Origin of the sequence: Tabrizicola thermarum (assembly GCF_003574395.1) — a bacterium.
GTDB classification, from domain to species: Bacteria; Pseudomonadota; Alphaproteobacteria; order Rhodobacterales; family Rhodobacteraceae; genus Tabrizicola; species Tabrizicola thermarum.
In genome coordinates this window covers 124351-147994 of record NZ_KZ984537.1, presented here as the reverse complement: position 1 = coordinate 147994, position 23644 = coordinate 124351, and the positions used below count along the sequence as shown (strand labels likewise).

The 23644-nt window shown below is 66.9% G+C and carries 26 protein-coding genes; 21 read left to right on the top strand and 5 right to left on the bottom strand.

The window, feature by feature from the left end; all coding sequences use genetic code 11:
* Nucleotides 1-11 precede the first annotated feature (11 nt).
* Nucleotides 12-1610 (bottom strand): cytochrome-c oxidase, cbb3-type subunit I, encoded by a 1599-nt coding sequence (gene ccoN, locus D5084_RS02775; RefSeq protein ID WP_128513982.1) that lies wholly within the window; start codon nt 1608-1610, stop codon nt 12-14.
* Between the two features lie 206 nt (nt 1611-1816).
* On the opposite strand from ccoN, the gene D5084_RS02770 reads away from it, so the two are divergent.
* Entirely contained in the window at nt 1817-2662 is an 846-nt protein-coding gene (locus tag D5084_RS02770; protein WP_128513981.1) for a universal stress protein, read from the top strand.
* 60 nt (nt 2663-2722) lie between these two features.
* On the opposite strand, the gene wecB is transcribed toward D5084_RS02770, so the two are convergent.
* Together wecB and D5084_RS02760 are read right to left on the bottom strand one after the other, a co-directional pair.
* A complete protein-coding gene (gene wecB, locus D5084_RS02765) occupies nt 2723-3958 on the bottom strand; it encodes a non-hydrolyzing UDP-N-acetylglucosamine 2-epimerase (protein WP_128513980.1) in 1236 nt (411 codons plus the stop codon).
* Nucleotides 3959-4348: 390 nt separating this feature from the next.
* Entirely contained in the window at nt 4349-4732 is a 384-nt protein-coding gene (locus tag D5084_RS02760; protein WP_128513979.1) for a MerR family transcriptional regulator, read from the bottom strand.
* Nucleotides 4733-4842: 110 nt separating this feature from the next.
* Between D5084_RS02760 and D5084_RS02755 the strand changes: the two genes are divergently transcribed.
* The 7 genes from D5084_RS02755 to D5084_RS18235 all read left to right on the top strand — a co-directional run bounded on the left by D5084_RS02755 (nt 4843) and on the right by D5084_RS18235 (nt 10022).
* Nucleotides 4843-5265 carry a PaaI family thioesterase gene (locus D5084_RS02755; RefSeq protein WP_149076086.1) on the top strand — a complete coding sequence of 141 codons (423 nt, stop codon included), beginning with the start codon at nt 4843-4845 and terminating at the stop codon, nt 5263-5265.
* A complete protein-coding gene (locus D5084_RS02750) occupies nt 5262-5753 on the top strand; it encodes a PaaI family thioesterase (RefSeq protein ID WP_128513978.1) in 492 nt (163 codons plus the stop codon). Before D5084_RS02755 ends, D5084_RS02750 begins: the two co-directional genes overlap by 4 nt.
* Entirely contained in the window at nt 5750-7060 is a 1311-nt protein-coding gene (locus D5084_RS02745) for an MATE family efflux transporter (protein ID WP_128513977.1), read from the top strand. Before D5084_RS02750 ends, D5084_RS02745 begins: the two co-directional genes overlap by 4 nt.
* Nucleotides 7061-7128: 68 nt before the next feature.
* The gene (locus tag D5084_RS02740; RefSeq protein ID WP_128513976.1) at nt 7129-7584 is read left to right on the top strand and encodes a universal stress protein; all 456 of its coding nucleotides are present in this window, start codon (nt 7129-7131) and stop codon (nt 7582-7584) included.
* Nucleotides 7585-7724: 140 nt separating this feature from the next.
* Nucleotides 7725-9371: a phosphoethanolamine transferase gene (locus tag D5084_RS02735; RefSeq protein ID WP_128513975.1), complete on the top strand. Its 1647-nt coding sequence runs from the start codon at nt 7725-7727 to the stop codon at nt 9369-9371.
* A gap of 2 nt (nt 9372-9373) precedes the next feature.
* A complete protein-coding gene (locus tag D5084_RS02730) occupies nt 9374-9745 on the top strand; it encodes a diacylglycerol kinase (protein WP_128513974.1) in 372 nt (123 codons plus the stop codon).
* A 118-nt stretch (nt 9746-9863) separates the two neighbouring features.
* A complete protein-coding gene (locus tag D5084_RS18235; protein ID WP_155523089.1) occupies nt 9864-10022 on the top strand; it encodes a hypothetical protein in 159 nt (52 codons plus the stop codon).
* A gap of 48 nt (nt 10023-10070) precedes the next feature.
* On the opposite strand, the gene D5084_RS02725 is transcribed toward D5084_RS18235, so the two are convergent.
* Nucleotides 10071-11192 carry a baeRF11 domain-containing protein gene (locus D5084_RS02725; protein WP_128513973.1) on the bottom strand — a complete coding sequence of 374 codons (1122 nt, stop codon included), beginning with the start codon at nt 11190-11192 and terminating at the stop codon, nt 10071-10073.
* Between the two features lie 139 nt (nt 11193-11331).
* On the opposite strand from D5084_RS02725, the gene D5084_RS02720 reads away from it, so the two are divergent.
* From D5084_RS02720 to D5084_RS02675, 10 genes are all read left to right on the top strand, one after another.
* Complete coding sequence (locus D5084_RS02720; RefSeq protein ID WP_128513972.1) at nt 11332-11895, top strand: NifU family protein; 564 nt, start codon at nt 11332-11334, stop codon at nt 11893-11895.
* Between the two features lie 21 nt (nt 11896-11916).
* On the top strand, nt 11917-12519 hold the full coding sequence (gene tsaB / locus D5084_RS02715; protein WP_128513999.1) for a tRNA (adenosine(37)-N6)-threonylcarbamoyltransferase complex dimerization subunit type 1 TsaB: 603 nt from the start codon (nt 11917-11919) through the stop codon (nt 12517-12519).
* The gene (locus tag D5084_RS02710) at nt 12516-12947 is read left to right on the top strand and encodes a GNAT family N-acetyltransferase (RefSeq protein WP_128513971.1); all 432 of its coding nucleotides are present in this window, start codon (nt 12516-12518) and stop codon (nt 12945-12947) included. Before tsaB ends, D5084_RS02710 begins: the two co-directional genes overlap by 4 nt.
* Nucleotides 12948-13103: 156 nt before the next feature.
* Nucleotides 13104-14099 (top strand): BMP family lipoprotein, encoded by a 996-nt coding sequence (locus D5084_RS02705; RefSeq protein ID WP_128513970.1) that lies wholly within the window; start codon nt 13104-13106, stop codon nt 14097-14099.
* 119 nt (nt 14100-14218) lie between these two features.
* Nucleotides 14219-15760 (top strand): ABC transporter ATP-binding protein, encoded by a 1542-nt coding sequence (locus D5084_RS02700; protein WP_128513969.1) that lies wholly within the window; start codon nt 14219-14221, stop codon nt 15758-15760.
* Entirely contained in the window at nt 15760-16860 is a 1101-nt protein-coding gene (locus D5084_RS02695; RefSeq protein WP_128513968.1) for an ABC transporter permease, read from the top strand. Before D5084_RS02700 ends, D5084_RS02695 begins: the two co-directional genes overlap by 1 nt.
* Nucleotides 16860-17828 (top strand): ABC transporter permease, encoded by a 969-nt coding sequence (locus tag D5084_RS02690; RefSeq protein ID WP_128513967.1) that lies wholly within the window; start codon nt 16860-16862, stop codon nt 17826-17828. The genes D5084_RS02695 and D5084_RS02690 overlap by 1 nt, the downstream gene beginning before the upstream one ends.
* Nucleotides 17829-17926: 98 nt before the next feature.
* Nucleotides 17927-18730, top strand: coding sequence for a purine-nucleoside phosphorylase (locus D5084_RS02685; RefSeq protein ID WP_128513966.1), 804 nt, complete (start codon nt 17927-17929; stop codon nt 18728-18730).
* A gap of 99 nt (nt 18731-18829) precedes the next feature.
* Nucleotides 18830-19747 (top strand): sulfite exporter TauE/SafE family protein, encoded by a 918-nt coding sequence (locus tag D5084_RS02680; RefSeq protein ID WP_128513965.1) that lies wholly within the window; start codon nt 18830-18832, stop codon nt 19745-19747.
* Nucleotides 19744-20502 (top strand): TIGR02186 family protein, encoded by a 759-nt coding sequence (locus tag D5084_RS02675; protein WP_128513964.1) that lies wholly within the window; start codon nt 19744-19746, stop codon nt 20500-20502. The genes D5084_RS02680 and D5084_RS02675 overlap by 4 nt, the downstream gene beginning before the upstream one ends.
* A gap of 79 nt (nt 20503-20581) precedes the next feature.
* Here D5084_RS02675 and D5084_RS02670 read toward each other — a convergent pair whose 3' ends face one another.
* The gene (locus D5084_RS02670; protein WP_128513963.1) at nt 20582-20836 is read right to left on the bottom strand and encodes an accessory factor UbiK family protein; all 255 of its coding nucleotides are present in this window, start codon (nt 20834-20836) and stop codon (nt 20582-20584) included.
* 127 nt (nt 20837-20963) lie between these two features.
* Between D5084_RS02670 and lgt the strand changes: the two genes are divergently transcribed.
* From lgt to pgeF, 3 genes are read left to right on the top strand one after another with little or no spacing between them, the layout of a single operon-like run.
* On the top strand, nt 20964-21833 hold the full coding sequence (lgt, locus tag D5084_RS02665) for a prolipoprotein diacylglyceryl transferase (RefSeq protein ID WP_128513962.1): 870 nt from the start codon (nt 20964-20966) through the stop codon (nt 21831-21833).
* The gene (locus tag D5084_RS02660; RefSeq protein WP_128513961.1) at nt 21830-22882 is read left to right on the top strand and encodes a class I SAM-dependent methyltransferase; all 1053 of its coding nucleotides are present in this window, start codon (nt 21830-21832) and stop codon (nt 22880-22882) included. The genes lgt and D5084_RS02660 overlap by 4 nt, the downstream gene beginning before the upstream one ends.
* Nucleotides 22882-23640: a peptidoglycan editing factor PgeF gene (pgeF, locus tag D5084_RS02655; protein ID WP_128513960.1), complete on the top strand. Its 759-nt coding sequence runs from the start codon at nt 22882-22884 to the stop codon at nt 23638-23640. Before D5084_RS02660 ends, pgeF begins: the two co-directional genes overlap by 1 nt.
* Nucleotides 23641-23644: the final 4 nt, after the last annotated feature.

Genomic DNA, 23644 nt, shown 5'->3' with positions numbered 1-23644 from the left:
GTCCTGTGTCCTTATTCTGCCGGAACGGCGGAGTTCTGGGTGACGCGGGCGGGTTGGGCCCGGACGGTCATCCAGAGGTTCCAGCACATGATGAGCGCCCCGGTCAGGAACAGACCACCACCGGCAGCCCGCACCACATACATCGGGAATTTCGCGGCCACCGTGTCGGCGAAGGCGTTCACGAGGAAGCCGTTCGCGTCCACCTCACGCCACATCAGGCCTTCCATGATGCCCGAAACCCACATCGAGGAGGCGTAGAGCACGATCCCGATGGTGGCGAGCCAGAAGTGCCAGGAGACGAGTTTGAGCGAGTAGAGCCGCTCGCGGTTCCACAGGCGCGGCACGAGGTAGTAGAGGACGCCGAAGGTGATCATGCCGTTCCAGCCCAGCGCGCCGGAGTGGACATGGCCGATGGTCCAGTCGGTGTAGTGCGACAGGCTGTTCACGGCCTTGATGCTCATCATCGGGCCTTCGAAGGTGGACATGCCGTAGAAGCCGACGGACACCACCATCATGCGGATGATCGGGTCGGTGCGCAGCTTGTCCCAGGCGCCCGACAGGGTCATCAGGCCGTTGATCATCCCGCCCCAGGAGGGCATCCACAGGATCACCGAGAACACCATGCCCAGGGTAGAGGCCCAGTCGGGAAGTGCCGTGTAGTGCAGGTGGTGCGGGCCGGCCCAGATGTAGAGGAAGATCAGCGCCCAGAAGTGAATGATCGACAGCTTGTAGCTGAACACCGGGCGTTCGGCCTGTTTCGGGACGAAGTAGTACATCATCCCCAGGAAGCCCGCGGTCAGGAAGAAGCCCACGGCGTTGTGGCCATACCACCATTGCACCATCGCGTCCTGCACGCCTGCATAAAGCTGGACCTGCGCCGAGCCGAAGATGGAAACCGGGACGGCCGCGTTGTTCACCAGGTGCAGCATCGCCACGGTCAGGATCATCGACAGCAGGAACCAGTTGGCCACGTAGATGTGGGGTTCCTTGCGCTTGAAGAGGGTGCCCATGAAGGTGATCAGGAAGGCGACCCAGACCACGGTGATCAGGATGTCGACGTACCAGACGGGCTCGGCATATTCCCTGCCTTGCGTGGCCCCCAGGACATAGCCGGTGGCGGCCAGCACGATGACGAGCTGCCAGCCCCAGAAGACGAACCAGCCAAGGCTGCCGCCGAACAGGCGCGCGGCGCTGGTGCGCTGGACGATGTAGAAGGACGACATGATGAGCGCGTTGCCGCCGAAGGCGAAGATCACCGCGCTGGTGTGCAAGGGCCTCAGCCTGCCGAAGTTGCCGTAGCCTTGCAGGAATTCGAAGTTCAGCTGCGGGAAGGCCAGTTGCAGCGCAATCACGACCCCGACCAGAAAGCCGACGGCCCCCCAGAAGGCGGTGGCGATGGCTCCGGCACGAACCACGCTGTCGAAATATTCGTGTTGCAGGTTCGGCTTCGGATCGCCGGCGGTGCGCAGCACCCAGAGAAAGGCGAGCGCTGCGGCCAGCATCACGGTCACCGCGTTCACCTGATAGGCGAGGTCATGGGCATAGTTGGCGGCAATCGCGGCGCAGACCGCGACGAGCCCTAGCCCAGTCAGTTTGAGGTAATCCCACATTGTTTGCGTCCCTTCGTCTTGTCTGGCCAGCCACAATACCCAGATTCCAAGGTGGGCCGGTCTCGTCGACGCCTTCTTCTGCGCCGCGGCGACCTTGTCCTGCCATGATCTGTGTCAAACCCACAATGCGGCGAAGTTGACCTGCGTCAATGCGCATCAGCGCCGGATCGGCCACAACCTGACAGTATCAAATCCGGGAGACACCCATGGCCTACAAGTCCTTGCTGACCGTTGCCACCTCGCCCGAGGGGCTGCTTCCTACCGTAACCGCTGCGGCCCAGATCGCCGTTGCGATGGACGCCCATCTTGATGGCCTGGCGCTTGGCGTGGACCGCACCCAGGTCGGCTACACCTATGTCGGCTCGGGCGCGGTGATGATCGCTGCGGCGATGGAGCGCGCCGAAACCGAGGCGCGCGAGACTGAAAAGGCGCTGAACGCGGCCATGGCGGCGCAAGAGCCTGCCCTGCGGTGGTCGGTCGATTCGGTAGTGACCCAGCTGGGCGCCCTGACCGATGTCGTGGCCGCGCGGGCCCGCTATTCGGACCTTGTCATCCTGCCGAGACCCTACGGCAAGACGCGCACCGTCGAGGACGAGGCGGTGACGGAAGCCGCACTTTTCGAAGGCATGGCGCCGGTGCTGATCGTGCCGCCCGAGGGGATGGCTTCGGCCGAGCCCAAGCGGGTCGTGGTCGCCTGGAACCAGAGTCGCGAGGCGCTGGTTGCCGCCCGCCGCGCGATGCCCTTCCTGCGCCGGGCCGAGACCGTGCAGATCGTTGTGATCGACCCGCCGACGCATGGCCCGGAACGGTCAGACCCCGGCGGGCTCTTGTGCCAGCTTCTGGTGCGCCACGGTGTCAGGGCCGAAGTGCTGGTGCTGGCCAAGACCCTGCCCCGGGTGTCGGACGTTCTGGCCCAGCATCTGCGCGATTTCGACGCCGGGCTTCTTGTGATGGGAGCCTATGGTCACAGCCGGTTTCGGGAGGCGATCCTGGGTGGCGCGACGCGCAACATGCTGGAGGCGGCCGAGGTTCCGGTGTTCCTCGCGCATTGACAGCATGATCAAAGGCGGGCGGGCCGGCGGGGATCGGCCCGCCCGTCCCGTTTCAGGCCGCTACTGCACGAACCGCCCGACATCTGCCGACAGGCCCGACGGGCTTGCATGGACACGACCGCCCGCATCGGCGCTGGCGGTGGTGCCTGCCTCGGCCCGGGCCAGAAGCAGCCGCACGATCCTGTCGGATGCCGTGCCATCGCCGAAGGGGTTCACCTTGCCCCGCAGGTCCGGCCTGCCGCCACGCCGCAGGATGCCCCGCGCGGCCGTCAGGATGCGGTCGGGCTCTGTTCCGGTCAGCTGGGCAAAGCCTGCCGAAATCGCCTCGGGCCGTTCGGATTCGTTGCGCACCACAAGAATCGGGACACCGAAGGTCGGCGCCTCTTCCTGGACGCCGCCGGAATCGGTGACGATCAATGAGGCCGAGCTCATCACATAGACGAAGGCTTCGTAGCCGAGAGGGTCGAGCAGACTGACATTGTGCTGGTCGGCGAGCACGCTGCGGATGCTGCCTGACACCGCGGGGTTGGGATGCACAGGCAGGACGAAGGCATGGTCGTGGAATTCCCTGGCCAGGTCGCGCAGCGCGGTGGCGATCCCGGTCAGGATCGAGCCGTGGCTTTCCCGGCGATGCAGCGTGACCAGGACGATCGGCTTGCCGCCCGAGATGCGCTGCCGCCATTCCTCCAGCCGCTGCGAGGTCGCGCGCGATCTGGCGATGGACGTGCGGACGGCGATCAGGGCATCGACGACGGTATTGCCGGTCAGATGCACGCTGCCCGGGTCGATCCCTTCGGCCAGAAGGTTCTGGCGGGCCCGTTCGGTGGGCGCGAAATGCAGATCGGCGATCGGCGCGATCATGCGGCGATAACCTTCCTCGGGCCAGGGACCGGCAAGGTTTCCGGTGCGCAGACCGGCCTCGACATGCGCGACGGGGACCCCGGCATGAAAGCCTGCGATGGCCCCGGCAAGGGCGGTCGAGGTGTCGCCCTGGACGATGATCCGCTCTTGCGGCAGGCGGTCAAGCAGGGCCGAGATCGCGCGGTGCAGGTCGGTGAAGCGCGCCCCGGCCGTGGTGGCCGAGGGATCGAGGGCAAGTTCGGTGTCGGAGGCGATGCCGAAGCTGGCCAGCGCATCGCGCGCCATGGCCGGGTGCTGGCCGGACAGGCAGACGGTCAGCTGGACACCGGGTTCGCGGCGCAGGGCCAGCGCGACCGGCGCGAGCTTGATCGCCTCGGGCCGGGTGCCGACCATGACGAGAATGCGGTGCTTGCGCCAATTGCGATCATGGAACATGTTCCCTCTCCGTTCGCGATGAACCTTGGGAGCAGCACCTCAAAAATTGCTTAGGGAATGGCTAACGGGTTCCCGGATGGCCGAAGGGCTGCCAAGGGCCGTATGCCCGGCTTTCGTGCCGGAAGGGCTGGCGGGCGCGCGCGAACAGGATGATGTCTGGGCAGGATACGTCAATTTCTTCAGATACTTGAACAGAGACGGCACGGGAAACCATGGTCGTCCGGCAGCGCGCCTGACCGAAACCGCGCGCGATCACCGTCGGGAAGAAAGCGCGAGTTTTAGACAGTTCGGGTGCGCAAGTCAGAGGGAAGGCGACCCTGGCTGCGCATGAGGCGGTTGTCGGGCACCAGGCCGCAGTCCGGTTGCACGCGCGCCCCATGACCGGGCGAATCAAGGGGTTTCGAGCCGCGCCAGTTCCTCGACCGCGGTTTCGCGCAGGGCGCGCAGATCGGCGATGGAGCTTTCCAGTTCGGCGCGCTGCTTCTCGAGCGCCTCGAGTTGCCGGTCGGCCAGTTGCAGCCAGGCTTCAAGCTGCGGGCGTTCGCCCTTCTTGCCGTAGATGAGGAGCCACTGGCGGATCTCTTCCAGCGAAAAGCCGAAGCGGCGGCCGCGCAGGATCAGCTTCATCCGCGCCACCTCGCGCGGGCCGTAGAACCGGGCGCGGCCCTCTTTCTCGGGCGCCAGAAGCTCGATGTATTCGTAATAGCGCAGGGTGCGCGGGGTCACATCGAACCGGGCGCACATCTCCTTGAAGCTGAGGCGGTTGTCGGTCATCCGCTGTCCTCCTGTAGGTCCAGCCTAAGACGCACCCCGGACCCGTGCAATGGCTTCGGGGGGGTTGCCTTCCCCCGGTCGCGGCGGTTTGATGCCGGACGAGGGACCCGATGCCAGACGCCACCGACACCGCCCGCAACTTCATTTCGGTCCTGCCGCACAGTGCTGCGCTGGGGATGCGGCTGGAAAGCATCGGCGAAGGTCGCGCGACGATCGCCATGCCCTATGATCCCGCACTGATCGGCGACCCGGAGACGGGAGTGATCCACGGCGGCGCGGTTTCGGCACTGATGGACACAGCCTGCGGAGCGGCGGTGATGAGCCATCCGCAGGCGGGTTTCTCAACCGCGACGCTGGATCTGCGGATCGACTACATGCGCCCCGCCACGCCCGGCCAGACCATCCGCACCCGGGCCGAGTGCCACCATGTCACCCGCTCCGTCGCCTTCGTCCGCGCGGTGGCGACCGATGACGACGAGAGCCGCCCTGTGGCGATGGCGACCGGGGCCTTCACGGTGGAGCGCAAGGCATGAGGCCGCGCGAGCCCCTGCACGTCATCAAGCAGCGCCGCGAGGGGCTGTTGCGGACCCTGGTCGATGGCGTGCCCTACATCCGCTTTCTGGGGGTGGAGTTCGACCGGAGGGGCGACGAGTTGACGGCGGTCCTGCCGTTCAAGGATAGCCTGATCGGCAACCCGGCCCTGCCCGCGCTGCATGGGGGCGCGACGGCGGCCTTTCTGGAGATCGCCGCGATGATCGAGCTGGCCTGGAGCACGCTGTGGGACGGGGTCGAAACCGAGGGCGCCCTGCCCGAGGGGCCGCTGCGGCTGCCGAAGACCATTGATTTCACGGTGGATTACCTGCGGTCGGGACTGCCGCGCGATGCCTATGCCCGGGCGAGGGTCAACAGGTCGGGGCGGCGCTATGCCTCGGTGCATGTCGAGGCCTGGCAGGACAACCGCGCGCGTCTGTTCGCGCAGGCCACGGGGCATTTCCTGATGCCGCCCTCCACGCTGAAATGACCAGCGTCACCCACGGCCGCGTGCTGCGCATCGCCGCGCCGATCGTCCTGTCGAACGCCACGGTGCCGCTGCTGGGTGCGGTGGATACGGCGGTCGTCGGGCAGCTGGGCGATCCGGCGAGCCTGGGGGCGGTGGGCATCGGCGCGGTGATCCTGGCGACGCTTTACTGGGCTTTCGGTTTCCTGCGGATGTCTACCTCGGGCCTGGCCGCGCAGGCGCAGGGCGCGGGGGACATGGGCGAGCGGTCGGCGGTCCTGCTGCGCGCGCTGATCGTCGGCGGTCTGGCCGGGTTGGCGCTGGTGGCGGCGCAGGTGGCGTTGTTCGCCGGGGCTTTCGCGCTGGCCCCGGCCTCGGCCCGGGTGGAGGCGCTGGCGCATCAGTATCTGGCGATCCGCATCTGGGGCGCCCCGGCGACCATCGCGCTTTATGCGCTGACCGGCTGGCTGGTCGGGCTGGAGCGGACGCGGGCGGTGCTGGTGCTGCAACTGTGGCAGAACGGGCTGAACATCGGGCTGGATCTGTGGTTCGTGCTGGGCCTGGACTGGGGCGTGCCGGGGGTGGCGGGGGCGACGCTGATCGCCGAATGGACCGGGCTGGCGCTGGCGCTGTGGCTGGCGCGGGATGCCTTCGGGGCGGCGCTGCGGCAGGCCGTCATCCGTCTGGGCGACCGGATCGCCATCCGGCGGATGTTTTCGGCCAGCCGGGACATCATGGGCCGCACGGTCCTGTTGCAGTTGAGCTTTACCACCTTCGTCTTCCTTGGGGCGCGGTTCGGAGACGTCACGCTGGCGGCCAATCAGGTGCTGATGCAGTTCCTGGAGATCACCGCCTATGCGCTGGACGGCCTTGCCTTCGCCGCCGAGGCGCTGATCGGGCAGGCTGTCGGGGCGCGGTCGCTGGCGGATACGCGGGCGGCGGGGCGGATCACGATGCAATGGGGCCTTGGCGGTGCGGCGGCGCTGGCGCTGGTCTTTGCGGCCGCGGGGCCGATCATCATCGACCTGATGACCACTTCGGAGGAGGTGCGTATCGAGGCGCGGGCCTACCTTCCGTGGCTTGTGGTAGCGCCGCTGATCGGGGTGGCGGCCTGGATCTACGACGGCATCTTCATCGGTGCGCTGCTGACCGGGGACATGCTGCGCGCGATGCTGGCGAGCGTGGCGATCTATGCTCTGGCGCTGGCCGTGCTGGTGCCGCTGGCGGGCAACCATGGGCTTTGGGCCGCGCTGATGGTGATGAACGCCGCGCGCACGCTGACGCTGTGGCGGCTGTATCCCAAGGTGCTGGCCCTGTCTGCCCGGCCATAGGCCGCGCGGTTGACGCTTGCCTTACCCCTGCCCGCCCTGCCATGATCCGGCCGCCAAAGGGGAGCATCATGCGGAAATTCCTCGTCGTGCTGGACGACAGTCGCGAGTGTCTGAATGCCATGCGCTTTGCCGCGCTGCGGGCGGCGCATACCGGGGGTGGGGTGACGATCCTGTCGGTCATCCCGCCGGAAGAGTTCCAGACCTGGATGGGCGTCGCCGACCTGATGCGGGCCGAGGCGCGCGAGCGGATCGAGGCGCATTTCGAGGTCTTCGCCAAGTGGATGCGCGACAAGCAGGGCGTGAACCCCGAGCTTGTCATCCGCGAGGGCGATCCGGTGAACGAAATCCTGGCGCAGGTGAAGGAAGACCCGGAGATCGGCATCCTTGTCCTTGGCGCGGGGTCCGACAAGTCGGGGCCGGGGCCATTGGTGACGGCCTTGACCCGCACGTCCGGGACGCTGCCGATCCCGATCACCATCGTGCCGGGCGACCTGTCGAAGGAACGGCTGGAAAGCATCACCTGAGAAGGCCTGCGCTTTCGGCAAGAAAGCGCCGACGCCCCGGGCCAGTCGGCGCGACGTAAGCTATAGCTTACTGCAACGCGGCAAGGTAACAGGTATATGACAGACCGGGCCGCGTCAGGCCCGTGTCCCGGGATTCCTGCATGACCACCACCGCCCCAAGGGCAGCCCTGTTCGGCCGCCGCCCCGCACTTTCCCCTGCCCTGCTGAATGTCCTTGTCGCGACCTATCTCATGGCCCTGTGCAACGCGACCTTCTGGGGGCATCTGTTCCGCATCTTCGAAGGCCGCACGGTGACCGCGCTGGTCTTTGCCGGGGCGGTCTGGGCGCTGATGCTTCTGGTGATCTCGATCCTCGCGCTGCGGCGCGCGCAGAAGCCGGTGCTGGTGGCGCTTCTGATGATCGCGGGGGTCACGTCCTATTACGTCGACGTGCTGGGCGTCGTGGTCGACCGCGACATGATCCAGAACGCGATGACCACGACCTTCGCGGAATCGAAGCATCTCATCACCCTGAACTTCATCGGCCATGTCATCCTTTATGGCGTCCTGCCGTCGGCCCTGGTGCTGTGGGTGCGGGTCCGGCGGGCTCCGATCCTGCGGGCCGCGATGGGAGCCGGCGCGGTCGCCGCAGTCTCGGCGGCGCTCCTGGTGGGCCTTCTGTTCACCAACCTGAAGGCCTATTCCACCGTGCTGCGCGCCGACAAGGAGCTGATGGGTGCGGTCCAGCCGCTGGCGCCGATCGGCGGGGCGCTGCGCTATGCCAAGATGATGGTCAAGTCGACGCAGATCGTGGTGCAGCCGACCGGCCGCGATGCCGCGCCGGGGCCCTATCTTGCCAAGGTGGACAAGCCCGTCCTGATGGTGATCGTCGCAGGCGAGACCGGGCGGGCGCAGAACTGGTCGCTGGAGGGCTACGAGCGCGAGACGAACGCCGAGCTGAAGGCACGCGACATCATCTACTATCCCGATGCCACCAGCTGCGGGACGGCCACGGCGACCTCGCTGCCCTGCATGTTCTCGCCCCTGACCCGGGACGACTATTCCTACGAGGGCGGGCTGTCGCACGAGAACCTGCTGGACGTGCTGATGCATGCAGGCTTCGACGTGGAATGGTGGGACAACAACACCGGGGACAAGGACATCGGCGCCCGCCTGAAGGTCCGACCACGCACGATGACGGCCAGGGAAGGGTCAGAGTTCTGCCAGCCGGAATGCATCGACGCGGTGTTCCTGAAGGCTCTTCAGGAAAAGGCCGACACGATCACCAGGAACACCGTGATCGTCCTGCACCAGATCGGCAGCCACGGGCCGAGCTACTGGCTGCGCTATCCGGCCGACCGGGAACTGTTCGCCCCGGCCTGCAAGACCCCGGAGCTGACGCAATGTTCCAGTGAAGAGATCGTCAACGCCTATGACAATACCATCGCCTATACCGACTGGTTCCTGGCGCAGGTGATCGACCTGCTGCAAGCCTCTGCCCGGGTGGTGCCGGCGATGTACTATGTCTCCGACCATGGCGAGAGTTTGGGCGAGGCTGGGCTTTACCTGCACGGGACGCCCTATTTCATGGCGCCGGACTATCAGACCAAGGTGCCGATGGTGATCTGGATGTCGGACCGGTTCCGTGCCAGTCTGGCGCTTGACGGGGGCTGCCTGGAGGCAACGGCCAAGACCCCGGTCAGCCATGACAACATGTTCTCGACGGTGCTTGGGATGCTGGATGTGTCGACCTCGGCCAGGGACGAAAGCCTGGATCTGACAGCCACCTGCCGCCCGGTATCGGGCTAGTCATGGCAGTTCGGGAAAAGCCCCCGCGCAAGTCGGGGGTGGCGCATTTCCTTGCCGCGGCGGGCTACTCGGCAGCGGGCCTGAAGCGGCTGGCGCGGGAGAGCGCCTTCCGGCAGGAGGTCCTGCTGATCCTGGCGCTTGGGGTGGCCTTCATCGTCTTCGGGGCCACGCTGCCCGAGATCGCGGGCCTGATCGCGCTGGGTCTGGTGCTGATCGCCATCGAGGCGCTGAACACCGCAGTCGAAGTGCTGGTCGATCACCTGTCGCCGGGCTGGTCGGCCTGGGCAAAGGACGCCAAGGACCTTGGCTCACTGGCCGTGGCCTGCGTGATCGGCGCCTTGCTGATTTATGCGGGCATCGTGCTGATCTGGTAGGCAAACCACACGCATGACGGGCAAGCAACGCAGCCTTGCGGAACAAGCCCTTGGGTCGGTCGGCCTGCTGTCCTATCTTGGCGGCATGGGAGGAGCCTTGACGTGAAAGGCTCATGCAATGTCTGTCATTCCATTCCGTCGCGGGGTTGCCGCGCCCGTCGCGCCCGAAACCGCGCCCTACTACAAGGCCGATGCCACACCGGTCCCGGTACGCACCCTGAGGCCCCTGACTGCCATCGAGCAGATGTATGCCTATTGGGGGTCCGACCGGGACTGACACCGGCACGACCAGCCCCGGCCGGGCGGTCCCGGCCGGGGAGCAGGTCTAGATGGCATAGCGCAGGATGGCCGCCAGCGAGGCCCCCTGCGGGATGTCGTCGCGCCGCACCGCCAGCACCCGCCCACCGGAGGCCAGCACTCGGCCCGCGATCTCGTCCACCACGCCATAGCTGATGGCGCTTTCCTCTTTCTCGAAGGTCACTTCGCCGGTGGTCTCGTCCACGGTGCCGGGCACCACCTCGTCGATGTCGACCAGAAGCGTGTCGACAGCGCCGAACGTCGCGGCGCGGGCGGCGCGGGCGATCTGGGTCGTGGCGCGGCCCTCGTTCTCGCGGGCCGAGAACAGCGCGTGGACGTCGCCGATCATCCGGGCGTGCAGCGCATCTAGGATCGGGCGCGCTGCCTCGGCCAGTTCGGCGGCCGACATGCGGACCGGGCTGGTCCTGATGCCCTCGGGCGCCAGGTGGTCATGGCTGGAGACCGAACGGAACATCGAGGCCAGGGGCTCGGTCGCGGCCAGGATCAGGGGTTCGGACCGGCCCGACAGCACCGGGCGAAGGGCTGCATCGACCTTGCGGCAGAAGGCGCGCAGCAGGATGTTCTGCCCTTCGGCGCCGCCCTTGCGCTGCGCGTAGCTGCGACTGTTCACATTGGCAGTCCCGGCGGCCGAGGCCGCGTCCTTCGGCATGTCTGGCACCTTCACCTCTTGCGCAGGCAAGTCGGCGAAAACCTCGACCAGCCGCACCTCGTTTTCCGCCAACGCCAGCACGAAAGTGTGCTGCTGGACGGAGACGGCGCGCAGAAGAGGCTTGATGTGGAACCGGTCCGAGACCTGGACCATGTCGGTCAGGTGGTTCGGCAGGCGGAACGACCGCAGACTGCGGGGCGTGACAAAGACGGCCAGCGAATTGGCCTGGAATTTCCAGAAGTCGTCGTCGTCCAGAAGGTCGTGAACCTGTTCCTCGATCGGCCAGATGGTGCGCTTTTCCGTGCCCACGGCTTCCAGCTGGGCAACCGCGGTCTTCAGAAGATTGCCCAGCTCGGTCCGGGACGGGCCGATGTTCTGGGTTTCCGGCGTGGTGCGCAGGTAGAAGGACACGGATGCCTCGCCGCGATGAGCGACCAGTTTCTGCAATTCGGGCGCGGTGGGAATATCGACGTAAAGCATTCGGACCTCATTGTGATGCCTTGGACAGGTGGGGCCTGTGCCGCCCCGGTTCAACCTTGCGGCGGGGTTGCGGCGGCGCTCTGCCTTGACAGTCGGGGGTCGCGAGCGCATATCCGACTGATCCTGTCGGAGATCGCAGATGTTCATCCAGACCGAATCCACGCCGAACCCCGCCACGCTGAAATTCCTGCCCGGCCAGACCGTGCTGGAGCTTGGGACGGCCGACTTCCCCAGCGCCGAGGCGGCGGCGAAATCGCCTCTGGCCAGGCGCATCTTTGCGGCGGGCGGCGTCACGGGCGTGTTCTTCGGCACCGACTTCGTGACGGTGACGAAGGCCGAGGATGTGGACTGGGCGCATATCAAGCCGCAGATCCTGGGCGCGATCATGGAGCATTACCAGTCGGGCGCCCCGGTGATCGAGGGCGAGGGGTCGAACGGCGGCGGCCATGCCGAGCACACCGGCGAGGATGGCGATGTGGTGCGCCAGATCAAGGAGTTGCTGGACACCCGCGTCCGGCCCGCGGTGGCACAGGATGGCGGGGACATCACGTTCCATGGCTTTGACCGGGGTGTGGTCTATCTGCACATGCAGGGCGCCTGCGCGGGCTGCCCGTCCTCGACCCTGACGCTGAAGATGGGGATCGAGAACCTCTTGCGGCACTACATCCCGGAAGTGCTGGAAGTCCGCCCGGTTGCTGCGTAACGGGGCGGCCTGACGGACGTGCTGCTGCCCATCCTGGCCTTCGACACCTCGGCCGCGCATTGCGCGGCCGCCTTGCTTTTGCAGGGCCGGGTGATCCAGCGGCTGGAGCCGATGGAAAAAGGCCAGGCCGAGCGGCTGATCCCGCTGCTGGAAGAGGTGCTGGCCGAAGGCGGGATCGGCTGGCGCGACCTCAGGGCGCTGGCGGTCGGGACCGGGCCGGGCAACTTCACCGGCGTGCGGATCGCGGTGGCCGCCGCCCGGGGGCTGGCGCTGGGTCTGGGGATCCCGGCGGTGGGCGTGACCCGGCTGGAGGCGCTGGCCCACGGCCTGCCGCGCCCGCTGGTCGTGATCGAGGACGCGCGGCGCGATCAGGTCTATGTCCAGCTGTTCACCCCCGCAGGCCCGGGCCCTGCCCATCTGGCCGACCGGATCGTCCCGGCCTGCCCCGCCACCGGCTCGGCCGCCGGTCCGGGCGCCCTGCCCCCGGCGATGCCGCTGGTCGAGGCCATCGCCCGCATCGGCGCCGAACGGGCGGCCAGCCCGCAGCCGCGCCCTTCCCCGTTCTACCTGCGCGGGGCCGACGCTGTCCCGCCCGCAGACCCGCCGCCGGTGATTCTGCCGTGACGCCCGAGGCGCTGGCCGCGCTTCATGCCCGGTGTTTCCGCACTCCTGCCCCGTGGAGTGCTGCCGATTTCAGCGGCCTCCTGTCCGACCCGTTGTGCTTTCTTCTGGTCGAGGCGGACGCGGCTTTTCTTCTGGGCCGGGCGGTCGCGGGCGAGGCCGAGCTTCTGACACTCGCCGTCCAGCCTGAGGCCCGGCGCCGGGGCCTTGGCCGCAGGCTGGTCGCGCGGTTTCTGTATCAGGCCCGGCTGCGCGGCGCCGAGCGCGCCTTTCTTGAGGTTTCCGCCGAAAATGGCGCGGCGCTGGCGCTTTACGACTCTGCGGGGTTCACCGCAGCGGGGCGGCGCAAGGGCTATTACCAGACACCGGGCGGGCCAGCGATCGACGCTCTGGTCCTGCAACGCGATCTGGCGGTTGCAGTGGGGGCCTAGACCTTCCTGACCAACGAGTCAGGTTTTTGCCGATCACACGCGAATCTGGCTTGACCCCCATCGAGGCTTTGTCGCTAATCAACGCCAGACCTCGCCCGCGACCGGGAAACCGGCGGACTGGGCGGGAGAAGTGTTGTATCAACCGGGAGAACACCCATGAGCCTTATGAAATCCCTCGCCGGGGCCGTATCGGCAGTCGCCCTTCTGTCGGGCGTCGCGGCGGCCGAGCCGGCGATCATCTTCGACCTGGGCGGCAAGTTCGACAAGTCGTTCAACGAGGCCGCCTTCAACGGCGCCGAGCGGTGGGCGAAGGAGACGGGCGGCACCTACAAGGAACTGGAGATGCAGGACGAGGCCCAGCGCGAACAGGCGCTGCGTCGTCTGGCCGAAGCGGGCGCGAACCCCGTCGTGATGACCGGCTTTGCCTTCGGCGACGTGCTGAACAAGGTCGCCCCGGACTTCCCGAATACCAAGTTCGCGATCATCGACATGGTCGTGGACCAGCCGAATGTGAAATCGGTCGTCTTCAACGAACATGAAGGCTCCTACCTTGTCGGCATGATGGCGGGTCTGGCCACCAAGACCGGCACCGTCGGCTTTATCGGCGGCATGGACATCCCGCTGATCCGCAAGTTCGGCTGCGGCTATGCCCAGGGCGTGCTGGCGGCCAATCCGAATGCCAAGGTCGTGCTGAACATGACCGGGACGACTCCGGCCGCCTGGAACGACCCGGTGAAGGGTGCGGAGCTGGCCAAGGGCCAGAAAGCACAAGGCGCCGACGTGATCTATGCGGCCGCCGGCGGCACCGGAGTGGGCGTACTGCAAGCGGCGGCGGACGAGGGGATCCTCTCGATCGGCGTCGACAGCAACCAGAACTACCTGCATCCGGGCAAGGTCCTGACCTCGATGCTGAAGCGCGTCGACAACGCGGTCTATGAGGCCTTCAAGGAAGGCGAGAACCTGACCCCCGGCATCAACGTCATGGGGCTGGCGAACGATGGCGTCGGCTATGCGATGGACGAGAACAACGCCTCGCTGGTGACTCCGGAGATGAAGGCCAAGGTCGATGAGGCCGCGGCGAAGATCAAGTCGGGCGAGATCGTGGTCCACGACTACATGTCGGACAACACCTGCCCGGCTGCCTCGTTCTGATCGGCTGACAGCCTGAGACGAAGGATGCCGCGCCAGACCTCTGGCGCGGCATTTTAGCAAGAGCACCCCGAAAAGCCGCGCCGCAAGCGGCGGGTGCCCTGGCCGACAAGGGGGAAGACATGGCGGATCCGGCTTATGCCATCGAACTGAAGGGCATCTCGAAAGCCTTCGGTCCGGTGCAGGCGAACAGGGACATCAACATCGCGGTGCCGAAGGGCACGATCCACGGCATCATCGGCGAGAACGGCGCGGGCAAGTCCACGCTGATGTCGATCCTGTATGGTTTCTACAAGGCCGACGCGGGCCAGATCTTCGTCAACGGCCAGCTGACCCCCATCCCCGACAGCCAGAGCGCGATCCGCGCCGGGATCGGCATGGTCTTCCAGCACTTCAAGCTGGTGCAGAATTTTTCCGTCCTGGAGAACATCATCCTGGGTGCCGAAGACGGCCAGATGCTGAACAGCTCGCTGTCGAAGGCGCGGAAGGAACTTGAGCGGCTGGCGCGGGACTACGAGCTGGAGGTTGACCCCGACGCGCTGATCGAGGACCTGTCCGTGGGCCATCAGCAGCGGGTGGAGATCCTGAAGGCGCTGTACCGGCAAGCCGATATCCTGATTCTGGACGAGCCCACGGGCGTGCTGACCCCGGACGAGGCGGACCACCTGTTCCGCATCCTGAAGGGGCTGAAGGATCAGGGGAAGACGGTGATCCTGATCACCCACAAGCTGCGCGAGATCATGGAGGCCACGGACAATGTCAGCGTCATGCGCAGGGGCACGATGGTGGCCACGGTGAAGACCGCCGAGACCTCGCCCGAGCAGTTGGCCGAGCTGATGGTGGGCCGCAAGGTCCTGCTGGAAGTGCAGAAGGGGGCCGCCAGGCCGGGGGAGGTCGTCCTGTCCGTCAAGGACCTGCGGGTGCGCGACGAGCACAGGGTGGAGCGGCTCAAGGGCGTCAGTTTCGAAATCCGCGCGGGCGAGATCCTGGGGATTGCGGGCGTGGCGGGCAACGGCCAGTCCGAGCTGCTGGCGGCCCTGGGCGGGATGCAGGTGGCGACCGGGTCGGTCACGCTGAAAGGGGCGGTGCTGCCCCTGTCCGGCGCGGGTTCGGACGGGCAAAGCCGCCGCAGCGCGGGCATCGCGCATGTGCCCGAGGACCGGCATCATCATGGGTTGATCCTGGACTTCACCGCCTGGGAGAACGTGGCCTTCGGCTATTTCAACGATCCCAGATATCAGAAGTCGCGGCTCTTCATGGACAACGACGCGATCCGTGCCGACACTGAACGGAAGATGGCGAAGTTCGACATCCGCCCGCCGATCCCGACGCTGGCGGCCAAGTCCTTCTCGGGCGGGAACCAGCAGAAGATCGTGGTGGCCCGCGAGATGGAGCAGAACCCGGCCCTTCTGCTGATCGGCCAGCCGACGCGGGGGGTGGACATCGGCGCCATCGAGTTCATTCACAACCAGATCATCGCCCTGCGCGACGCAGGCGCGGCGATCCTGCTGGTCTCGGTCGAGCTGGACGAGATCATGAGCCTGTCCGACCGCATCGCGGTGATGTTCGACGGCAGGATCATGGGCTTCCGCGACCCCGAGACGACGGATGAACGGGAACTGGGCCTGTTGATGGCCGGTGTCGCCGGGAAGGAGGCCGCCTGATGGACCGTTTGCCACGCTGGGCCGATGTGGCCCTTGTCCCCTTCGTGTCGCTGACGCTGGCCGCGATCATCTCGGCCCTGGTCATCGTCGCCATCGGCCAGGACCCGTGGGAGGCGATCACGGTGATGGTGCAGGGCAGCGTGATGAACGCCTATGGCTGGGGCTATACGCTTTACTATGCCACCAGCTTCATCTTCACCGGGCTGGCGGTGACGGTCGCCTTCCACGCGGGCCTGTTCAACATCGGCGGCGAGGGGCAGGCGCAACTGGGGGGGCTGGGCGTCGCGCTGACGCTGTTGTTCATCCCCTGGCCGCACTGGACGATCGCGCTGGTCGCGGCCTCGCTGGGGGCGGCGCTGTTCGGGGCGGCCTGGGCGGCGATCCCGGCCTACCTTCAGGCGAAACGCGGCAGCCATATCGTCATCACCACGATCATGTTCAACTACATCGCGGCCAGTCTGATGATCTTCATGCTGGTCGATGTGCTGCGCCCCCCCGGCAAGATGGACCCGGCCACGGCGAACTTCCCGCCCGCGACGCATCTGCCGAGTTTCAACGAGATTCCGGGCCTGAACCTGATCTTCACGTCCGGCGTGCCGGCCAACGTCACCTTCTTCATCGCGCTGGCGATGGCGGTGGTGGTCTGGCTTCTGTTGTGGCGCACGCGGCTGGGCTACCAGATCCGCGCCTTCGGCAAGTCGGAACCGGCGGCGCGCTATGCGGGGATCAATCCGACCAAGATCATCATGATCGCCATGCTGATTTCCGGGGGACTTGCCGGGCTGATGGCGATCAACAACGTGATGGGTGAAGCCGAACGCCTGCTGGGCAACTCGGCCTCGGGCGCGGGGTTCATCGGCATCGCGGTGGCGCTGATGGGGCGGAACCATCCCATCGGGGTCGTGCTGGCGGCACTGCTGTTCGGCTTCCTGTTCCAGGGCGGGGCCGAGCTGGGCCTCTGGACCAAGATCCCGATCGAGTTGCGCACCGTGGTGCAGGGTCTGGTGATCCTGTTCACCGGAGCGCTGGACATGATGGTGCGGATGCTTCTGGTGCGCATCTTCGCCCTTTTCCGCACGTCCAGACTGGAGGCCGCGTGATGGATTACGCAACGCTGCTGCAACTGCTCGATTCCACCCTGCGGCTGGCCACACCGCTTCTGCTGGCCTGTCTGGCCGGGCTTTACTCGGAACGGTCTGGCGTCTTCGACATCGGGCTGGAAGGCAAGATGCTGGTGGCCGCGATGTGCGCGGGCGCGGTGGCCTTCTACACCGGCAGCGCCTGGTTGGGCGCGCTGGCGGGGATCGGCGGGTCGCTGATCTTTGCGCTGATCCATGGGGTCACGTCGATCACCTTCCGCGGCAACCAGCTGATCGCTGGGGTGGCGCTGAACTTCCTGGCCTCGGGGCTGACGGTGCTGACGGCGCAGGCGCTGTTCGGCCAGGGCGGGCGCACGCCGCCGCTGACCGGAGCGGCGCGGTTCGGCGAGCTGACCCTGCCCTTCGCCGAGGCCCTGCGCCCGGTGCCGTTGATCGGCCCGCTTTACGCCGAGGTGATCTCGGGCCATTCGGTGCTGGTCTACATGGCCTTCGCCATCGTCGCGCTGACCTGGTGGGTGCTTTACCGCACCCGCTATGGCCTGCGGCTGCGCGCGGTGGGGGAAAACCCGGCGGCGGTCGATACGGCGGGGGTCAGCGTGGCGGGCCTGCGCTTTTCGGCGGTGATGGTGACGGGCGTCCTCTGCGGCCTTGCCGGTGCCTATATGGCGACAGCCCTTCAGGCGGGCTTCGGCAAGGAGATGACGGCGGGTCGCGGCTACATCGCCCTTGCCGCGCTGATCTTCGCCAAGTGGCGCCCGGTGCAGGCGATGTGGGCCTGCCTGCTGTTCGGATTCTTCCAGGCGCTGGCGACACGGCCGGACATTGTGGAAGGGATCGTGCGGGTGAAGGTGCCGGTGTCCTTCATCGAGGCCCTGCCCTACATCCTGACCGTCATCGTGCTGGCCGGCTTCATCGGCAAGGCGATCCCGCCCCGCGCGGGCGGCGAACCCTATGTGAAGGAACGCTGACACTTCGACGAAAATCGTCTTTCTCTTCCGCAAATATCCCACGGGGGGTGCGGGGGGTGTGAAACCCTCCGCTTCTCCGGCCAGCCAGAGGCGACCCGATGTCCGATGCCGAAACCCTTGCCCGCCTGATCCGCGACCGCGCCGGGGACGAACCCGTGGCTCTGGGCCTTATCCTGGGGTCGGGCCTCGGCCATCTGGCCCATGCGGTGGATGGCGTTGCCATTCCCTACGCCGACCTGCCCGGCTTTCCGCATGTCGGCGTCTCGGGCCACAATCCGAACCTCCACATCGGCAGGCTGGAGGGTGTCCGCGTCGCGGTCTTCGGCGCGCGCGAGCACTATTATGAAAGCGGCAATCCGCGTGCGATGCTCTTGCCCTTGCAGGTGCTGAAGGCGCTCGGCGCGGAAAGCCTGATCCTGACCAATGCGGCGGGGTCGATGCGCCCCGACATCCCGCCGGGGAGCGTCATGCTTCTGTCCGACCACATCAACTTTTCCGGCCTGAACCCGCTGATCGGCGAGAAGACCGATGCGCGTTTCGTGCCGATGACCGATGCCCACGACCCCGGCCTCCGCGCAGCCCTGAAGGCCGCCGCGACCTCCGAAGGGATCGACCTGCCGGAAGGCGTCTATTGCTGGTATTCCGGCCCGTCCTTCGAGACCCCGGCAGAGATCAGGATGCTGAAGCTGCTGGGCGGCGATGCAGTCGGCATGTCCACCGTGCCCGAGGTGATCCTGGCGCGGTTCCTGGGGCTGAGGGTCGCGGCGATTTCCACCATCACCAACATGGCCGCCGGCATGTCGGACGAAAGGATCAGCCACGAGCACACCAAGGCCATGGCGCCCCTGGGTGCGGCAAAACTGGAACGCATCCTGAGGGAATTCCTGCGCTCACGGCATTGAGACATCGGGGCGTTTGACTTCGCCGGCAAAGCCGCGCAACCCTTTGAACATCCCGTCGCTTTGCCCCTGCCTCGCTTCTTGGACCGATAGCCGCCCCAGATGCAGCTCTACCTCCCCATCGCCGAGGTTTCGGTCAATGCCTTCCTCATCCTGGGGCTGGGCGGGATCGTGGGGTTCCTGTCGGGCATGTTCGGCGTGGGCGGCGGGTTCCTCATCACGCCCTTGCTGTTCTTCATCGGCGTCCCGCCCGCCGTCGCCGTGGCCACGGGCGCGAACCAGGTGGTCGCCTCGTCGATCTCGGGCGTGCTGGCGCAGCTGAGGCGCAAGGGCGTGGACTTCGCCATGGGCTGGGTGCTGCTGGCCGGGGGCATCATCGGCTCGGCCATCGGGGTCTGGGTCTTCGGGATCATGACGCGGCTAGGGCAGATCGACCTGTTCGTCCAGCTGTCCTATGTGCTGTTCCTGGGCCTGATCGGCGCGATGATGTTCCAGGAAAGCCTGCGGAGCCTGCTGCGATCGCGCAAGACCGGCGCACCGGTCCGCCGGGCGCATGTCCATTCCTGGGTGCATGGGCTGCCGTTCAAGATGAAGTTCCGGGCCAGCGGGCTTTACATCAGCGTCATCCCCCCGATCCTGATCGGGGCGGCCGTGGGGTTCCTGTCGGCGATCATGGGGGTCGGCGGCGGGTTCATCCTGGTGCCCGCGATGATCTACCTGCTGGGGATGCCGACCAAGGTGGTGATCGGCACCTCGCTGTTCCAGATCATCTTCGTGACCGGTTTCACCACGGTGATGCATGCGGTGAACAGCCAGACCGTCGACATGATGCTGGCGCTGCTGCTGATCCTGGGAGGCGTGGTCGGCGCGCAGATCGGCACCCGCGTCGGCGTGCGGCTGAAGGCCGAGCAGTTGCGGATCCTCCTGTCGCTTCTGGTGCTGACCGTGGCCATCCGCATCGCCGTCGACCTGCTGGTCACGCCGAGCGAGCTTTATTCTGTCACCGGGGCCCTGCCGTGATCCGCGCAGCTGTCCTGGCCATGCTGCTTGCGTTCCCTGCCGCCGCGCAGGAGGCGATCGTCGCCGGGATGAGCCAGAACCGCGTGTCGATCACCGCCGATTTCGACGGATCGGAAATCCTGATCTACGGCGCGGTCAAACGCGATGCTCCGCCGCCCGAAGGCGGACCGCTGGAAGTGATCGTCACCGTCGAGGGGCCGTCGACCCCGGTGTCGGTGCGGCGCAAGGGCCGGGTCGCAGGGATCTGGGTGAACACCGCCGCGGTCCATGTCGACAGCGCGCCCAGCTTTTACGCCGTAGCCACCAGCGGGCCGTTGAAGCACATCCTGTCGGACACCGACAACCTGCGCTACGGCATCACCATCGAGAGGGTGATCCGCGCGATCGGCATTTCCGGCGAGGCCGACAAGGCGGGAGAGTTCATCCTGGCGCTGTTGCGGGTGCGGACGAACGAGGGCCGCTATCGGATTCTTGAGGGCAAGGTCGAGCTGACGGAAGAGACGCTGTTCCGCACCGACATCGTCCTGCCTTCGAACCTGACCGAGGGCGAATACAAGGTGCGTCTGTTCCTTCTGCGCAACAAGCATGTGATCGCCAGCCAGGAGCGGATCATCGGCGTTCGCAAGGAAGGGCTGGAACGCTGGATCTTCAATCTCGCGCAGCAGCAGCCGCTGCTTTACGGGCTCTTGTCGCTGGTGCTGGCCGCGCTGGCCGGGTGGGGCGCCTCGGCGGCGTTCCGGCTGATCCGGGCCTGACTGGCGCTGCATGTCGTGCGCTTTCGGCGGCTCGTCGCGGGTGGGGCGGGATGAGGTCCGCGCCGCGCCCGAGGCTGCGTCACTTCTTCTTGGCCAGCGCCGCCTCGAGTGCGGCGATCCGGGCCTCGAGAGCCGCGTTTTCCTCGCGGGCCTTCTGGGCCATCGCCCGCGCGGCGTCGAATTCCTCGCGCGTCACGAAATCGCGGTCGGCCATCCAGCGGTCGATCCAGCTTTTCATCGCGGTCTCGGCCTCGGTCTTGGCGCCCTGGGCCACGCCCATCGCATTGGTCATGAGCTGGCTCATGTCGTCGAAGAACTTGTTGCGGGTCTGCATCGGACACCTCCTGATCGCTTTCCCTATATGGCCCCGCCCCGGCAGCAGGGCAAGGCGCTGCGATGTCGCCGCCGGTTGACTTCACCGGCCCCCGACGCGACAAGCGGACAAACCGCAGAGGGCCGACATGATCCCGTTTCCCGACATATCGCCGAACCTGGTTTCCTTTGAGCTGTTCGGCCACGAGATCGCGCTGCGCTGGTATGCGCTGGCCTATATCGTCGGCATCCTGTTCGGCTGGTGGATCGTGTTGAAGGCCATCCGCACCCCCCGGCTTTGGGTGGGCGAGCCGCCGCTGACCGCGGAACAGGTGGAGCGGCTGCTGACCTGGATCATCCTGGGCGTGATCCTGGGGGGACGGCTGGGCTATGTGCTGTTCTACGACCTTCCCACATATCTGGCCGATCCCTTGCAGATCGTAAAGGTCTGGGAGGGCGGCATGTCCTTTCACGGCGGGTTCGCCGGTGTGGTCATCGCCGCGATCTGGTTCTGCCGCCGCGAAAGGATCCCGTTGCTGCCGATGGGGGACCTGCTGGCGGTTGCGGCCCCGGTCGGGCTGATGCTGGGGCGCATCGCCAATTTCATCAACGCCGAGCTTTGGGGTCGTCCGACCGACCTGCCCTGGGGCGTGATCTTCCCCGGCGCGGCGGCGCAGACCTGTCCCGGGGTGATCGGACTTTGCGCCCGGCACCCGAGCCAGCTGTATCAGGCGGCGCTGGAGGGGCTTCTGCTGGCGCTTGTCCTGTTCTGGCTGGCGTTCCGCCGGGGCTGGTTCCGGCGGCCCGGTGCGCTGATGGGGGTGTTCCTGACGGGCTACGGCATCGCCCGGTTCCTGGTCGAATTCGTACGCCAGCCGGATGCGCAGTTCGTGAGCGAGGGCAACCCGGTGGGGCTGGCGCTGCATTGGGGCGGCTGGGGGCTGACCATGGGCCAGCTGCTGTCGCTGCCGATGATCGTCGTGGGCCTGTTCTTCGTCCTGCGCGCCCGGGAAAGATGACCCCCCTCGCCCGACTTCTGATCGAGCGCATCCGTGAGACGGGGCCGATCACGGTGTCAGACTACATGGCAGAATGTCTGCTGCACCCCGTCCACGGCTATTACACGACGCGCGATCCCTTTGGCGTGGCAGGAGATTTCACCACCGCCCCGGAGATCAGCCAGATGTTCGGCGAGCTTCTGGGGCTTGCTCTGGCGCAGGCCTGGCTGGACCGGGGCGCGCCCGCCCCGTTCACGCTGGCCGAGGCGGGTCCCGGCCGGGGGACGCTGATGGCCGACATCCTGCGCGCAACGCGGGGGGTGCCGGGGTTCCATGCGGGGGCGCGGATCACGCTGATCGAAGCCTCGCCCGCCCTTCGCAGGGTGCAGGGCGAGACCCTGTCAGGTCATGCGCCGCTCTGGCTGGACCGGATCGACGATCTGCCCGAGCGCCCGCTGTTCCTCGTGGCGAACGAATTTCTTGATGCCCTCCCGATCCGCCAGTTTCAGCGCGGGCCAGACGGCTGGCACGAGCGGCTGGTCGGACTGCGCGACGACGCTCTTGCCTTCGGCTTGTCCGCAGGGCTGCCCCAGGTTCCCCGGACGCCAGCCTTCCGCGAGGCCCGGGACGGGGTGCTGGTCGAGGACAATCTTCCGGCCCGCCTTGCCGTTGCCGTCGCAGCGCAAAGGCTGGCCCGGCATGGCGGGGTGGCCTACTGGATCGACTACGGCGGCTGGCGGTCGCAGGGCGACACCTTGCAGGCGCTGCGACAGCATGCCTTCGACGATCCGCTGGCGCATCCCGGCGAAGCCGACCTGACGGCGCATGTCGATTTCGAGCCGCTGGCCGCCTTGGCCCCAGCCTTCGCCTATGACAGCCAGGGCGCAGTGCTGACCCGCCTGGGGATCGACGCCCGGGCCGAGCGGCTGGCGCAGGGTCTGAGCGGCGAGCGCCTGGAAAGCCACCGGGCCGCGCATCGCCGCTTGACCCATCCCGAAGAAATGGGTTCGCTGTTCAAGGTGCTGGCGATCACCTCGGCCGGCGCCCCGCCGCCACCCGGATTCACCTGATGCAATCGACGCTGGATATCATCACCTCGGAGGCCCTTCCGGCCCGGCACGGCTTTTTCACGCGCCGGGGTGGGGCCTCTTCGGGCATTTTCGCCGGGCTGAACTGCGGCACGGGCTCATCGGACCAGACCGAGATCGTCGCGATCAACCGGGCCCGGGTGGCCGAGGCGATGGGGTTGGGCCCCGAAGCGCTGGTGACGGTGCATCAGGTCCATTCCGCCCGGGCGCTGCCGGTCACCGGGCCGCTGGCGATCCGGCCCGAGGCCGATGCGCTGGTCACGGCGACGCCGGGCCTGCTGCTGGCGGTGCTGACGGCGGATTGCCAGCCGGTGCTGTTCGCCGACCCGGAGGCGGGCGTGATCGGGGCGGCTCATGCGGGATGGCGCGGGGCGGTCGATGGCGTGCTTGAGGCGACACTGGAGGCGATGGAGACCCTGGGCGCGCGACGGTCGCGGATCACCGCCGTCATCGGCCCGACGATCAGCCAGGCCGCCTATGAGGTCGGCCCCGAGTTCTTCGACCGCTTCCGCGCCGAGGACGAGGCGAGCACCCGGTTCTTCGCCAACGGCCCCGGCGACCGGCTGCTGTTCGATCTGCCGGGCTACGGTCTATACCGTCTGCGCGAGGCCGGGGTAGGTCATGCCGAATGGACCGGCCATTGCACCTATCGCGATCCCGACCGTTTCTATTCCTTCCGCCGCACAACCCATGCGGGAGAGGCAGACTACGGCAGGTTGATTTCCACAATTAGACTTTGATGTG